This is a genomic window from Streptomyces sp. NPDC096152 (assembly GCF_044763235.1).
Lineage (GTDB): Bacteria > Actinomycetota > Actinomycetes > Streptomycetales > Streptomycetaceae > Streptomyces.
Map to the genome: position 1 here is coordinate 517,484 of NZ_JBIWFW010000004.1, position 13,327 is coordinate 530,810.

Consider the following 13,327-nt stretch of genomic DNA (forward strand, 5'->3'; position numbering starts at 1 on the left):
GGACGGCCCGAGACGAACATGGAGGGGTGGGGTCCGGGGGACACGGGGTCCCCCGGGGTGACGCACCTGCTCAACTCCCGCGGGATCACGTGCCGGTGAGGTGCTCCGGCCGTACCGGCGTGCGGTTGAGCTCCAGCCCGGTCGCGTTCCGGATCGCCGCGAGGACGGCCGGGGTGGACGACAGGGTGGGGGCCTCGCCGATGCCGCGCAGCCCGTACGGCGCGTGGTCGTCGGCGAGTTCGAGCACGTCGACGGGGATGGTCGGCGTGTCGAGAATGGTGGGGATGAGGTAGTCCGTGAAGGAGGGGTTCCGCACCTTGGCGGTCTTCGGGTCGACGACGATCTCCTCCATGACCGCGATGCCGAGGCCCTGGGTCGTGCCGCCCTGGATCTGGCCGACCACGGACAGCGGGTTGAGCGCCTTGCCGACGTCCTGGGCGCAGGCCAGCTCGATCACCTTCACCAGGCCGAGTTCGGTGTCGACCTCGACGACGGCGCGGTGCGCGGCGAAGGAGTACTGCACATGGCCGTTGCCCTGGCCGGTGCGCGGGTCGAAGGCTTCGGTCGGCCGGTGCCGCCACTCCGCCTCTACCTCGACGGCCTCGTCCTCCAGGACCTCGGACAGGTCGGCGAGCACCTCGCCGGCGTCGGTGACGACCTTGCCGTCCTCCAGCAGCAGTTCGGCGGTCGCCCAGGCCGGGTGGTGGGAGCCGAACTTGCGGCGGCCGATCTCCAGGACCTTCTCCCGGACGAGTTCGCACGCGTTCCTGACGGCGCCGCCGGTGACGTACGTCTGCCGCGAGGCCGAGGTGGAGCCGGCCGAGCCGACCCGGGTGTCCGCCGGGTGGATGGTCACCTGGGCGACGCCCAGCTCGGTGCGGGCGATCTGCGCGTGGACGGTGACGCCGCCCTGGCCGACCTCCGCCATGGCGGTGTGCACGGTGGCGACGGGCTCACCGGCGAGGACCTCCATGCGGACCTTGGCGGTGGAGTAGTCGTCGAAGCCCTCGGAGAAGCCGACGTTCTTGATGCCGACCGCGTAGCCGACCCCGCGTACGACGCCTTCGCCGTGCGTGGTGTTGGACAGGCCGCCGGGCAGCTGCCGGACGTCCGCGCCCTCGGAGCTCTCCCACTGGCGCTCGGGCGGCATCGGCATCGCCTTGACACGGCGCAGGAGTTCGGCGACCGGGGCCGGGGAGTCGACCTGCTGCCCGGTCGGCATGATCGTCCCCTGGGACATCGCGTTGAGCTGCCGGAACTCCACCCGGTCCATGCCGACGGCGTCGGCGAGCTTGTCCATCTGCGCCTCGTAGGCGAAGCACGCCTGCACCGCGCCGAAGCCGCGCATGGCGCCGCAGGGCGGATTGTTGGTGTAGAGGGCGATGGCCTCGATGTCCACGTCGTCGACGACGTAGGGGCCGATGCCGAGCGAGGAGGCGTTGCCGACGACCGCCGGGGAGGCGGAGGCGTACGCGCCGCCGTCGAGGACGATACGGCACTTCACGTGGGTCAGCTTGCCCTCGCGTGTGGCCCCGTGCTCGTAGGACAGCTTCGCGGGATGGCGGTGGACGTGGCCGAAGAAGGACTCGAAGCGGTTGTAGACGATCTTGACGGGCTTGCCGGTTCGCAGCGCCAGGAGGCAGGCGTGGATCTGCATCGACAGGTCCTCGCGGCCACCGAACGCGCCGCCGACGCCGGCCAGCGTCATCCGCACCTTGTCCTCGGGCAGGCCGAGGACGGGCGCCATCTGCCGCAGATCGCTGTGCAGCCACTGGGTGGCGATGTAGAGGTGGACGCCGCCGTCCTCCTCCGGCACGGCGAGACCGGACTCGGGGCCGAGGAAGGCCTGGTCCTGCATGCCGAAGGTGTACTCGCCCCTGACGACGAAGTCCGCCTTCCTCGCGGCCTGTCCCGCGTCGCCGCGCACGATCGGCTGGCGGTGCACGATGTTGGGGTGCGGGACGTGGCCGACGTGGTGGTCGGTGCGGTTGTCGTGGACGAGGATGGCGTCGGGGGCGGTCGCGGAGGCCTCGTCGGTGATGACGGGCAGTTCCCTGTACTCGACCTTGATCCTGGCGGCGGCGCGGCGCGCGGTCTCCGGGTGGTCGGCGGCGACGATCGCGACCGGCTCGCCGTGGTGGCGGACCTTGCCGTGGGCGAGGACCGGGGTGTCCTGGATCTCCAGGCCGTAGTGCCTCACCTCCGTCGGCAGGTCGTCGTAGGTCATGACGGCGTACACACCCGGCAGGGCGAGGGCCTCGCTGGTGTCGATGGAGACGATCTCGGCGTGCGCGACCGTGGAGCGCAGGATCTGGCCCCAGAGCATGTCCTCGTGCCACATGTCGGAGGAGTACGCGAACTCGCCGGTGACCTTGAGGGTGCCGTCCGGGCGGAGCGTGGACTCGCCGATGCCGCCCTTGGTCTGCGAGCCCTGAGTGATCTTCGTCGGAGCGCCGAGGGGGGCACCGCCCTGCTCGGACGTGGTGGAGAGATTGGGGGACGGCATGGTCAGACCCCCTCGGACTGCCGGGCGGCCGCGAGGCGGACCGCGTCCATGATCTTCTCGTAGCCCGTGCAGCGGCACAGGTTGCCCGACAGGGCCTCGCGGATGTCCGCGTCGCTCGGATCGGGGTTGCGCTCCAGCATCTCGTCGGCGGCGACCAGCAGCCCCGGGGTGCAGAAGCCGCACTGGACGGCGCCGGCGTCGATGAAAGCCTGCTGGACGGGCGAGAGTTCGCCGCCCTCGCCGGTCTGGGAGTCGGTGCCCCCGGCCTGCCATCCCTTGGCCTCGTCCAGTGACGTGCCGCAGGCGTCCGTGCTGCGGGCGCGCTGCCTGGCGAAGTCCGCCAGGCCCTCCACGGTGACGACCTCGCGGCCCTCGGCCTGCCCGGCGGCGACCAGGCAGGAGCAGACGGGCACGCCGTCCAGGCGGACCGTGCAGGAGCCGCACTCGCCCTGCTCGCAGGCGTTCTTGGAGCCCGGCAGGCCGAGGCGCTCGCGCAGGACGTAGAGCAGGGACTCGCCCTCCCAGACGTCGTCGGCCTCCTGCGGGCGTCCGTTGACGGTGAAGTTGACGCGCATTACGCAGCTCCCTCCGAGGTGCGGCGGGCGCCGCGGTACGACTCCCAGGTCCAGGTCAGGGTCCGGCGGGCCATGACGCCGACCGCGTGGCGGCGGTAGCTCGCGGTGCCCCGGACGTCGTCGATCGGGTTGCAGGCGGCGGAGCACAGCTCGGCGAACTGCTTGGCGACCGACGGGGTGATGATCTTTCCGTTGTCCCAGAAGCCGCCCTCGTCGAGCGCGGCGCCGAGGAAGTCCTCGGCGGCCCGGGCGCGGACAGGCGTGGGCGCGGCCGAGCCGATGCCGGTGCGGACCGTGCGGGTCCCGGGGTGCAGGGCCAGACCGAACGCGCAGACCGCGATGACCATGGCGTTGCGGGTGCCGACCTTGGAGTACTGCTGCGGGCCGTCCGCCTTCTTGATGTGGACGGCGCGGATCAGCTCGTCGGGGGCGAGCGCGTTGCGCTTCACGCCCGTGTAGAACGCGTCGATCGGGATGCGGCGGGTGCCGCGCACCGACTCGGCCTCGACCTCGGCGCCCGCGGCGAGCAGGGCCGGGTGGGCGTCGCCGGCCGGGGAGGCGGTGCCGAGGTTGCCGCCGACGCCGCCGCGGTTGCGGATCTGCGGGGAGGCCACCGTGTGCGAGGCGAGCGCCAGGCCCGGCAGCTCGGTCCGCAGGTGCTCCATGATCTTGGTGTACGGCACCGAGGCGCCGAGCCGCACGCCGTCCGCGCCGACCTCCCACTCGTAGAGATCGCCGACGCGGTTCAGGTCGAGGAGGTACTCGGGCCGGCGGTGGTCGAAGTTGATCTCGACCATCACGTCGGTGCCACCCGCAATCGGCACAGCGGTGGGGTGCTCCGCCTTCGCGGCGAGCGCCTCCTCCCAGCTGGCGGGGCGAAGGAAGTCCATGACCGGCTCTCTTCTTCGTCTCGTGGGGCGTACAGATCGAGCCAATCCGTGTGCGGCGGCCGAGGCTCTTTCCTGTGCTGTTTACGCGGAGTGCCGTCAGTACACAGCTCTGTGCGCCGGAGGGGTCAGTCACCGAAACCATGAAGGAGTTGGCTGGCCAGGGCGGGCATCTTGTAGATTCGTATGAACGGAGGCGGTCCGTAACCTCTCGGCTTTCCCCTGGAAACAGAGGACACGGCCCTCACCTCGGCGGAACCTCCTCACCGGCGGCACGGCCGGGCTCGCCACAAGACCTCTCACAGTTTTCTAGACACAGAACGGCGGCGACGAGAATGCGGCTGCGCGCACTGCTGGACACCGATGCGCTGGGCCTGAAGCTGCTCGGCGGCCAGGAGGAGCTGGAGCGCACCGTGCGGGGCGTGATGACCACCGACCTGCGCGACCCCAGCCGCTACCTCTCCGGCGGTGAGCTGGTGCTGACCGGTCTGGCCTGGCGGCGCGACGCCGACGACTCCGAGCCGTTCGTACGGATCCTCGTGCAGGCCGGTGTGGCCGCGCTGGCCGCCGGTGAGGCCGAGCTGGGCGAGGTGCCCGAGGACCTGGTGGCGGCCTGCGCCCGGCACCGGCTGCCGCTGTTCGCGGTGCACGAGTCGGTGGCGTTCGCGACGATCACCGAGCACGTCGTACGGCAGGTGTCCGGCGAGCGCGCCGGGGACCTCGCGGCCGTGGTGGACCGGCACCGCCGGATGATGACGTCCGGCCCGGCCGGCGGCGGCCCGGACGTGGTCCTGGACCTGCTCGGCTCCGACCTGGACCTGCGGGCCTGGGTGCTCTCCCCGGCCGGGCGGCTGATCGCGGGGGCCGAGGGGGCGGGACCGGCGCTGCCCGCCGAGGTGTGCGGCACGCTCGCCGCCGAGCACCTGTCGGCCGCCCGGACGGGGCGGCGCGGCCCGCACCGGGTGACCGTGGGCACCACCACGTACTCGCTCTTCCCGATCCGCGGCACCGGCCGTACGGCGCAGGGTGCGCAGGCCGCGCGGGACGTGCGCGAGACGGTGCTGTCGGACTGGCTGCTGGCCGTGGAGGCGGACGCGAGCGACTGGCCCGCGGAGCGGCTGGACCTGCTCCAGGGCGTCACCCAGCTGATCGCGGTCGAGCGGGACCGCCGGGACGCGGCGCGCACGGTGCGGCGGCGGCTGGCGCAGGAGGTGCTGGAACTGGTGCAGGCGGGCGCGGCGCCCGCCGAGATCGCCGCGCGGCTGCGGGTCGCGGCGCCGGTGCTGCTGCCCGGACTCGGCGCGGCCCCGCACTGGCAGGTGGTCGTGGCCCGGGTGGAGTGGGAGGGCGCCGAGATCGACGGCGGCCCGGTCGCCCAGTCCCTGCTGGAGGAGATCCTCGTCGCCCCCGCCGCGGGCCCTTCGGGCGAGGCGTACCCCGGCGGCGCCGAGTCCGCCGACCGGATCGCCGTGGCCCACACGGGCGACGAGGCGGTCGCCCTCGTCCCGCTGCCGGCCGTCCCGGCCGAGCACGACGGCCCCGAGCCGGGCATCCTCGCCGACGCGCTCCTGGAGTCCGTACGCGATCCGCTGTCGGCCGGGCTCGACGGCGACGGGCGGGTCACCCTCGGCGTCAGCGCGGCCGTGCACTCCGCGGAGGGGCTGCGTGGGGCGCTGGAGGAGGCACGGCACGCGCGGCGGGTGGCCGCCGCCCGGCCCGGCCGGGTGTGCGCGGCGGGGCACCAGGAGCTCGCCTCGCACGTACTGCTGCTCCCGTTCGTGCCGGACGACGTGCGCCGCGCCTTCACCGCCCGGCTGCTCGACCCGCTGCGCGACTACGACCGCCGGCACCGCGCCGAGCTGATCCCGACCCTGGAGGCCTTCCTCGACTGCGACGGGTCCTGGACGCGGTGCGCGACCCGGCTCCACCTGCACGTCAACACGCTGCGGTACCGGGTCGGGCGGATCGAGCAGTTGACGGGGCGTGACCTGGGACGCCTGGAGGACAAGCTGGACTTCTTCCTGGCGCTGCGCATGAGCTGAGGCGGGCCGGGCCCCCGGCGGCGGACGACGGACGGGCGCGCCGCGCGCCCGCCGTCGCACGACTTTGTGAAATCCTTCACCCACCCTCTTGGCCGGGCCACGGAATTCGTGCTGAGATGCGGCCACCACTCAAGGCTCGACGGCGTGCTCGGGGAGGGCAACGTGGCGCATACCGCCATGTCTGGTAACGGAACGACCGCTGGTGACGATCCACTCCAGACCGCGGTATGGCGGCTGCGCTCACGCGCGTGCTGGGCCGACGCCGCAGCACTGCTCCAACCGGTCACCGCGGCCGCCGCGCTGCAGCGCGCCGCGCTGCTGGTGGAACGGTGCCTGTACACCGAGCAGGGCTGGGAGGAGGCGGAGGACGCGCTGCGCACCGCCGAGGCCCTGGCGCACAGCGACGAGGAGCGGGGCGCGGCCGCTTGTGAACGGGGGCAACTCGCCTACGCGGCCACGCTGCACACGGTGCGGGACCGGGCGGACGAGGCGCGCGCCGCGCTGGGCCGGGCCGCGGCCCTGATCGCTCCGGGAGCGTCCGGACGGGCCCTGCTGGACTTCCGTCGCGGCCTGCTCGCCGAGAACCTCACCCGGTCCCCGCAGGCCGCGCGCGCCGCCTACCGCCGGGCGCACGCGGGCGCCACCGCCCACGCGGACCCGCTGCTGCTGTCCTTCACCTGGCGGCACCTGGCCGGACTCGCCCTGCGTGACGGCGAGTTGGCCGAGGCACGGCACGGCTTCGCCGAATCCCTCCGGATCCGCGAGGAGTTGGGCTACCTGGTCGGTACGGCGCCGGCCCTGGCGTCCCTGGCGGACGCGGAGACGGAACCGGAGGCGTCCCGCCTGCGCGAGGAGGCCCGCCGCCTCTACCGCCTCCTCGGCGGCGTACCCACCTGGCTCTCGCGCCATCTGGCCACGCCCCCTCCGGCCGCGGGGGCGGCGGCCACGGCTTGAGAGCCGCCGGGTGCGGTCCGCGGCACTGCCGACGGTCGGAATATCTGGTCGGAATGCCTGGAATGTCCCCCATTGCGGCGGAGTGGTGTTGCTCAGAGGAACCTGAGAGGTTGCCGTGACAGGGTGACGAATCCGAACACGCGGGCGGATGCACCATGCCCGTGTGCACCCCCCACGGTCGCCCCCGGAGGAGCGCCTGATGAGTCTGATCAACGGCCTGCCCGCGCACGTTCTGCTGGTCCACATCGTCGTCGTCCTGGTGCCTCTGAGCGCGCTGGTCCTGGTCGTCTGCGCGATCTGGCCGCAGGCCGCCCGGCGGCTCGGGCTGGCGCTGCCGATCCTCGCCCTGGTCGCCCTGGCGAGCGTGCCCCTGACGACCCAGGCCGGTGAGTGGCTGGAGCGGCACGTGGACAGCGACCCGCTGGTCCGCACCCACACCGAGCTGGGCGACGGGCTGCTCCCGTGGGTGATCGGCCTGTTCGTGCTGGCGGCCGGTGTCTGGTGGATCGCCCGCCGCACTCCGGCCGAGGGCACGGGCGCGCGCTCGGGTTCGGTGCTGCGGATCGTCGCGGCCGTGCTGTCCGTGGCGGTGGCGGCGGGCGCGACCGTCGACGTCTACCGCATCGGCGACTCCGGGGCGAAGGCCGCGTGGCACGACGCCTACTCGAAGACGCCGACCAAGGGCGAGGGCGACAAGGGCGACGGCGACGAAGGCTGACCGCTCCGCGCGGCGCCGCGCCGTCCGGTCAGGGGACGCGCGGCGCCCGCGCGGCCCGGGCCCGGCCGGGGGCGGCAGTCTCCGGCCGGGCCCGCTTCCGTCGTGCCGGCCCGTACGGCGCACGACGGTCGGGCGGCGCGGCAGTCTCCGGCCGGGCCCGCTTCCGTCGTGCCGGCCCGTACGGCGTACGACTGCCGGGCGGGGCCGCTCCGCCTTGCCGGTGCGCATGGCACGGATACGACGGGCGGGGCCGCTCGGCGCCTTATCGGCCCGTCCGGCGCCGGACGGTCGGCCGGGGCTGCTCGGCCACGCCGGCCGTACGGCGTGGAGACGTACGGGCCGGGCTCGCATCTGGCCGGCAGCGCGTACGGTGCACGGCGTCCGGGCCGGGCCGCTCAGCCCGCGCAGGCGAAGTGCTCGTGCACCAGTGAGCGCACGACGTCCGGGTCCCGCGCGACGAGCGCGTCCAGCAGGGCCGTGTGCTCCGCCGCGTCGGCGATCAGGTCGGCGCGGGCGGGACCGACGGGGCCGCCGACGAGGGGCCACTGGGCGCGCCGGTGGAGGTCCTCGGCGAAGCGGACGAGCTGTTCGTTGCCGGTGAGGGAGAGCACCGCGCGATGGAAGGCGCGGTCGGACTCCGCGTAGGTAGCCCGGCAGCCCGAGGACGCGGCCCGGACGGTCGCCTCCGCGAGCGGCCGGAGCTCCGCCCAGCGCTGCGGCGGCACGGTGCGCGCCAGCCGCAGCAGCACCGGCACCTCGATCAGGGCCCGCACCTCGGCCAGCTCGGCCAGCTCACGGGCGCCGCGCTCGGCCACCCGGAAGCCGCGGTTGGGCACCACCTCGACGGCGCCCTCCTGGGCGAGCTGCTGCATCGCCTCCCGCACCGGCGTCGCCGAGACGCCGAAGCGCTCGCCGAGCGCGGGGGCCGAGTACACCTCGCCGGGCCTCAGCTCTCCGGCCACCAGGGCGGTGCGCAGGGCGTCGAGGATCTGGCCGCGCACGGAGGAGCGCCGCACGACGGGGCGGGGGGCCGGCAGGGGCCGCTCGCTGTGCGTGTGCTCGCCCCGGGCATCCGCCGCCGGGACGTTTCCTCCGCCCCGCTCGCGCCGCACGTCGGCGGGCTGCGGCTGCGGCGGCACCCACGCCGCGACCGGCCGGACCTCCGGCGCTCCGGTCCCGGCGGAGTCCTGCGCGCCCTGCTTCACGGTCACTCCTCCGGGCTTGTGGGTGCTTGCGGTCATTACGACGGGTTGTTACTCGTCCGTCAAGCACCTTAGGCCCAAGAGAGCGATCGTTCACATTTCACATGATTCAAGTAAGGCAAGCCTTACTTCACTCGAACGCGTATCCGCTGCTCGCACATCCACACCCCGCCGACCGCGACGGGCGCCGCGTACCACCGCAAGACGGCCACCCGAGGCACGCTCGCGCCGTAAGCTCCCCCACACGCCGACACCGACACGGTCACGGCGACTTCACAACTTCCTCACCCGTCGCGGAAACTTTCCGCGGAACCATCCGTGCGGGTAGTCTTATTCGAACTCAACTCCCGCCGCTCAAGCGGCAGTTCGAGCAAAACGCTGCCCTGGGCAACCCCTCGCGCTTCCTTGGCGGCCTCTTGCCCCGAAACCCCCTGAGGCGCGTCGGGATTGGGCCACTATGGCGGGCGTTACGCCCTATCCCAATGCAAGGGACCCCAGATGAGATTGACCGACATATCGCTGAACTGGCTGCTTCCGGGCGCCGTACTGCTCCTGGGCATGCTGGCGGCGGTTGCGGTGCTCGCGCGCGGCAAGCGCTCCTCCGGGGAGAAAGCGAGCGCGGACGACTCGTGGGAGCGCAGCGAGGAGCGCCGCAGGCGGAAGGAAGCCATCTACGGCACGGCCTCCTACGTGCTTCTGTTCTGCTGTGCGGCGGTCGCCGCCGCACTCTCGTTCCACGGCCTGGTCGGCTTCGGCCAGCAGAACCTCGGCCTCACCGACGGCTGGGAGTACCTGGTGCCGTTCGGGCTGGACGGCGCGGCGATGTTCTGTTCCGTGCTCGCGGTGCGCGAGGCCAGCCACGGTGACGCTGCGCTCGGCTCCCGCATACTCGTGTGGACGTTCGCGGGCGCCGCGGCCTGGTTCAACTGGGTGCACGCGCCGCGGGGCCTCGGACACGCGGGCGCCCCGCAGTTCTTCTCCGGCATGTCCCTGTCCGCGGCGGTGCTGTTCGACCGCGCGCTGAAGCAGACCCGCCGGGCCGCGCTGCGCGAGCAGGGGCTGGTGCCGCGTCCACTGCCGCAGATCCGTGTGGTCCGCTGGATGCGGGCGCCCCGCGAGACCTACAAGGCCTGGTCGCTGATGCTGCTGGAGGGCGTGCGCAGCCTGGACGAGGCGGTCGAGGAGGTCCGCGAGGACCAGCGCCAGAAGGAGGAGAACCGGCGGCTGCGGCGCGAGCAGCAGCGCGTCGAGCGGGCGCAGCTCAAGGCCATCAGCCGCGGGCACCGCGGCTTCGTCGGCCGCGGCGGCCGGCAGGTCGAGACGCAGGCCCTGGAGCGGGGCTCCTCGCAGGTCACCGCGGAGCCTGCCATATCCGCGGCGGAGCAGCTGCCCATGCGCGCGCGTCCCTCCCTGCAGCCCGTCCGCAAGGCGTCTGACCCGATCACCGTCGACCTCACCGCGGAGGACGACACGATGGCCCTGCCGCGTCTGGACTCGCTGGAGCGCAAGCTCAAGGATCTGGAGCAGCAGTTCGGCTGAGGCCGGCCCACGGCCACGGCTGCCGCACCGCCCGCCGGGTCCGGCGCACGGCCGCTGAGCGAAGGGGCGCGTCCCGTGCTGGACGCGCCCCTTCGCTGTCCCCGCACACCGATCGCGGCCGTCCCCCGAGCACCCACCGAGCGCCCACCGAGGAACGAGTGAGGACCGACCGAGGCTCGAATCAGGCCGCTTCCGCGCCCAGTTCGAACCATACGGACTTGCCGATCCGGTGCGTACAGACTCCCCACGCGTCGGCGAGGGACTGCACCAGCACCAGGCCCCGGCCGTGCGTGTCCTCGTCGGCGCCCGGCAGACGGAGCCGCGGCCTGCGGGACACGAAGTCCCTGACCTCCACACGCAGTCCGCGCGGTGACACGGTGGCCGTCAGGATCGCCTCGTCGTCGGTGTGGACGAGCGCGTTGGTGACGAGCTCGCTGGTGAGCAGTTCCGCGACCGCCGAGGTGCCCGGCCTCCCCCAGTGCCGCAGCAGGTCGCGCAGTTCCCGGCGCGCCTCGGGCACCGCCCGTAGATCGGCCCGCCCCAGTCTGCGTCTCAGCTGGGGCGCCGGGGGCCGGTCCGTGGTGCCGTCGTCCTGGTCCTCCGCCACTTCCTCCACCGTCTGAGCCGAGGAGGCCCCGACCGTCCCGGGACCGCCCCCTCGTGCCTGCCTCTTCATAACCCCCGCCCGGGTGCCGATGTCGGTTCCCCCAGCTCGAACACGTTCACGGGGATGCATGCCCCACGGCACACACGCCGAGTCATCCCGCCGCGTCGACGACCAGGTGTTCGGCCACCACCGCGACACTCCGCGACCGGCCGGGGCGGAGACACCGACCGGCCGACGGAGGACCTCGATCCCCCGCCACCGCCCCCGCGGCTACAGCTCCCGGGGGCTGATGACCGGACGGCATGGGCCCAACTGCCGACCGGCGGCTGCCGATTCCGCCGTAGCCGACGGGGCGGACCGCTCGGCGCGGACGCGCAGGCCGGCCGGTGACGCGAGTCCGGGCACGGCGCGGCCGCTCGCGCAACCCGGCTCGCCGTCAACGAAGTTGGCCGAAGGACGACGGTCGTGGGCCGGTTTGGAGGCGCCGGCCCCGTCGCTCCGGGGCCCGAGCGGCGGTCACGGACGCGGCACGTTGCGCAGGTTGGACCGGGCCATCTGAACCATCCGGCCGACGCCGCCCTCCAGCACGACCTTCGAGGCCGACAGCGCGAAGCCGGTCACCATCTCGCGGCGGATCTTCGGCGGGATGGACAGGGCGTTGGGGTCGGTGACCACGTCGACGAGCGCCGGGCCCTTGTACCTGAAGGCGTCCTGCAGTGCCGCGGCGAGCTGCTTGGGCTTCTCCACCCGGATCCCGTGGGCGCCGCAGGCGCGGGCGACGGCTGCGAAGTCCGGGTTGCGGTTCACCGTGCCGTAGGCGGGCAGGCCCGCGACCATCATCTCCAGCTCGACCATGCCGAGGGAGGAGTTGTTGAACACCACCACCTTCACCGGCAGTCCGTGCTGCACCAGGGTCAGGAAGTCACCCATCAGCATGGAGAACCCGCCGTCACCGGACATGGAGATCACCTGGCGGTCCCGGTCGGTGAACTGCGCGCCGATCGCCATCGGCAGGGCGTTCGCCATCGAGCCGTGGGAGAACGAACCGATGATGCGGCGGCGGCCGTTGGGCGAGAGGTACCGGGCCGCCCAGACGTTGCACATGCCGGTGTCGACGGTGAACACCGCGTCGTCGTCGGCGACTTCGTCCAGCACGGAGGCCACGTACTCGGGGTGGATGGGGACGTGCTTCTCCACCTTCCGTGTGTACGCCTTCACCACGCCCTCGAGCGCGTCCGCGTGCTTCCTGAGCATCTTGTCGAGGAAGCGCCGGTTCTCCTTGGCCCGCACCCGCGGGATGAGACAGCGCAGGGTCTCCTTCGCGCCGCCCCACACCGCGAGGTCGAGCTTGGAGCGGCGGCCGAGGTTCTCCGGCCGGACGTCGATCTGGGCGATCTTCACATCGTCCGGCAGGAAGGCGTTGTACGGGAAGTCGGTGCCGAGCAGGATCAGCAGGTCGCACTCGTGGGTGGCCTCGTAGGCGGCGCCGTAGCCGAGCAGGCCGCTCATGCCGACGTCGTAGGGGTTGTCGTACTGGATCCACTCCTTGCCGCGGAGCGCGTGCCCGACCGGTGACTTGATCTTCCCGGCGAGCTCCATCACCTCGGCGTGCGCGCCCGCCGTGCCGCTGCCGCAGAACAGGGTGACCCGGTCGGCCTCGTCGATCATCTCGACCAGTTTGTCGATCTCCGCGTCACCGGGGCGGACGCTCGGCCGGGAGGTGACGATGGCGGTCGGGGCGGCCTTCTCCGGCGCGGGCTGGTCGGCGATGTCGCCGGGCAGGGACACCACGCTGACTCCGCGGCGTCCGACCGCGTGCTGGATGGCGGACTGCAGCAACCGCGGCATCTGCTGCGGGTTGGAGATCATCTCGCTGTAGTTGCTGCACTCGCTGAACAGGCGGTCCGGGTGAGTCTCCTGGAAGTAGCCGAGGCCGATCTCGCTGGAGGGGATGTGCGAGGCGAGGGCGAGCACCGGCGCCATCGAACGGTGGGCGTCGTACAGCCCGTTGATGAGGTGCAGGTTGCCGGGGCCGCAGGAGCCGGCGCAGGCCGCCAGCTTCCCGGTGATCTGCGCCTCCGCGCCCGCCGCGAAGGCGGCCGTCTCCTCGTGGCGGACATGGATCCAGTCGATGGCGGCGTTGCGGCGGACCGCGTCGACCACGGGGTTGAGGCTGTCGCCGACGACGCCGTAGAGGCGCTTCACGCCGGCGCGGACGAGGATGTCTACGAACTGCTCCGCGACGTTCTGCTTGGCCATGGTTCCCGGGCTCCCCTTCGGTCTCCTGCGGTTCCCTC

10 protein-coding genes are annotated in these 13,327 nt (G+C 72.9%); 4 read left to right on the forward strand and 6 right to left on the reverse strand.

The genetic code is table 11. The features are described from left to right. Window positions 1-85: 85 nt before the first annotated feature. The 3 genes from ACIQ9G_RS16860 to ACIQ9G_RS16870 are packed head-to-tail and all read right to left on the reverse strand — an operon-like array spanning window position 86 to window position 3,971. A complete protein-coding gene (locus tag ACIQ9G_RS16860) occupies window positions 86-2,506 on the reverse strand; it encodes a xanthine dehydrogenase family protein molybdopterin-binding subunit (RefSeq protein WP_403609610.1) in 2,421 nt (806 codons plus the stop codon). Window positions 2,507-2,508: 2 nt separating this feature from the next. Beyond that, window positions 2,509-3,081, reverse strand: a complete 573-nt coding sequence (locus ACIQ9G_RS16865) for a (2Fe-2S)-binding protein (protein ID WP_403609612.1) — start codon at window positions 3,079-3,081, stop codon at window positions 2,509-2,511. Further along, window positions 3,081-3,971 (reverse strand): FAD binding domain-containing protein, encoded by an 891-nt coding sequence (locus ACIQ9G_RS16870; RefSeq protein WP_403609614.1) that lies wholly within the window; start codon window positions 3,969-3,971, stop codon window positions 3,081-3,083. The genes ACIQ9G_RS16865 and ACIQ9G_RS16870 overlap by 1 nt, the downstream gene beginning before the upstream one ends. A 332-nt stretch (window positions 3,972-4,303) precedes the next feature. On the opposite strand from ACIQ9G_RS16870, the gene ACIQ9G_RS16875 reads away from it, so the two are divergent. The 3 genes from ACIQ9G_RS16875 to ACIQ9G_RS16885 all read left to right on the forward strand — a co-directional run bounded on the left by ACIQ9G_RS16875 (window position 4,304) and on the right by ACIQ9G_RS16885 (window position 7,682). Next, window positions 4,304-6,010, forward strand: coding sequence for a PucR family transcriptional regulator (locus tag ACIQ9G_RS16875; RefSeq protein WP_403609616.1), 1,707 nt, complete (start codon window positions 4,304-4,306; stop codon window positions 6,008-6,010). 162 nt (window positions 6,011-6,172) lie between these two features. Further along, window positions 6,173-6,964, forward strand: a complete 792-nt coding sequence (locus ACIQ9G_RS16880) for a hypothetical protein (RefSeq protein WP_403609618.1) — start codon at window positions 6,173-6,175, stop codon at window positions 6,962-6,964. A gap of 199 nt (window positions 6,965-7,163) precedes the next feature. Continuing rightward, entirely contained in the window at window positions 7,164-7,682 is a 519-nt protein-coding gene (locus ACIQ9G_RS16885) for a DUF2231 domain-containing protein (protein WP_403609620.1), read from the forward strand. Window positions 7,683-8,077: 395 nt separating this feature from the next. Here the strand turns inward: ACIQ9G_RS16885 and ACIQ9G_RS16890 are convergent, their stop codons facing one another. Next, a complete protein-coding gene (locus ACIQ9G_RS16890) occupies window positions 8,078-8,887 on the reverse strand; it encodes a GntR family transcriptional regulator (protein ID WP_403610060.1) in 810 nt (269 codons plus the stop codon). Window positions 8,888-9,382: 495 nt separating this feature from the next. On the opposite strand from ACIQ9G_RS16890, the gene ACIQ9G_RS16895 reads away from it, so the two are divergent. Further along, window positions 9,383-10,423: a DUF2637 domain-containing protein gene (locus tag ACIQ9G_RS16895; RefSeq protein WP_392192452.1), complete on the forward strand. Its 1,041-nt coding sequence runs from the start codon at window positions 9,383-9,385 to the stop codon at window positions 10,421-10,423. Between the two features lie 181 nt (window positions 10,424-10,604). On the opposite strand, the gene ACIQ9G_RS16900 is transcribed toward ACIQ9G_RS16895, so the two are convergent. After that, window positions 10,605-11,099, reverse strand: coding sequence for an ATP-binding protein (locus ACIQ9G_RS16900; protein WP_403609623.1), 495 nt, complete (start codon window positions 11,097-11,099; stop codon window positions 10,605-10,607). Window positions 11,100-11,546: 447 nt separating this feature from the next. Then, window positions 11,547-13,289, reverse strand: a complete 1,743-nt coding sequence (locus tag ACIQ9G_RS16905; RefSeq protein ID WP_403609625.1) for a pyruvate dehydrogenase — start codon at window positions 13,287-13,289, stop codon at window positions 11,547-11,549. Between the last annotated feature and the right edge of the window lie 38 nt (window positions 13,290-13,327).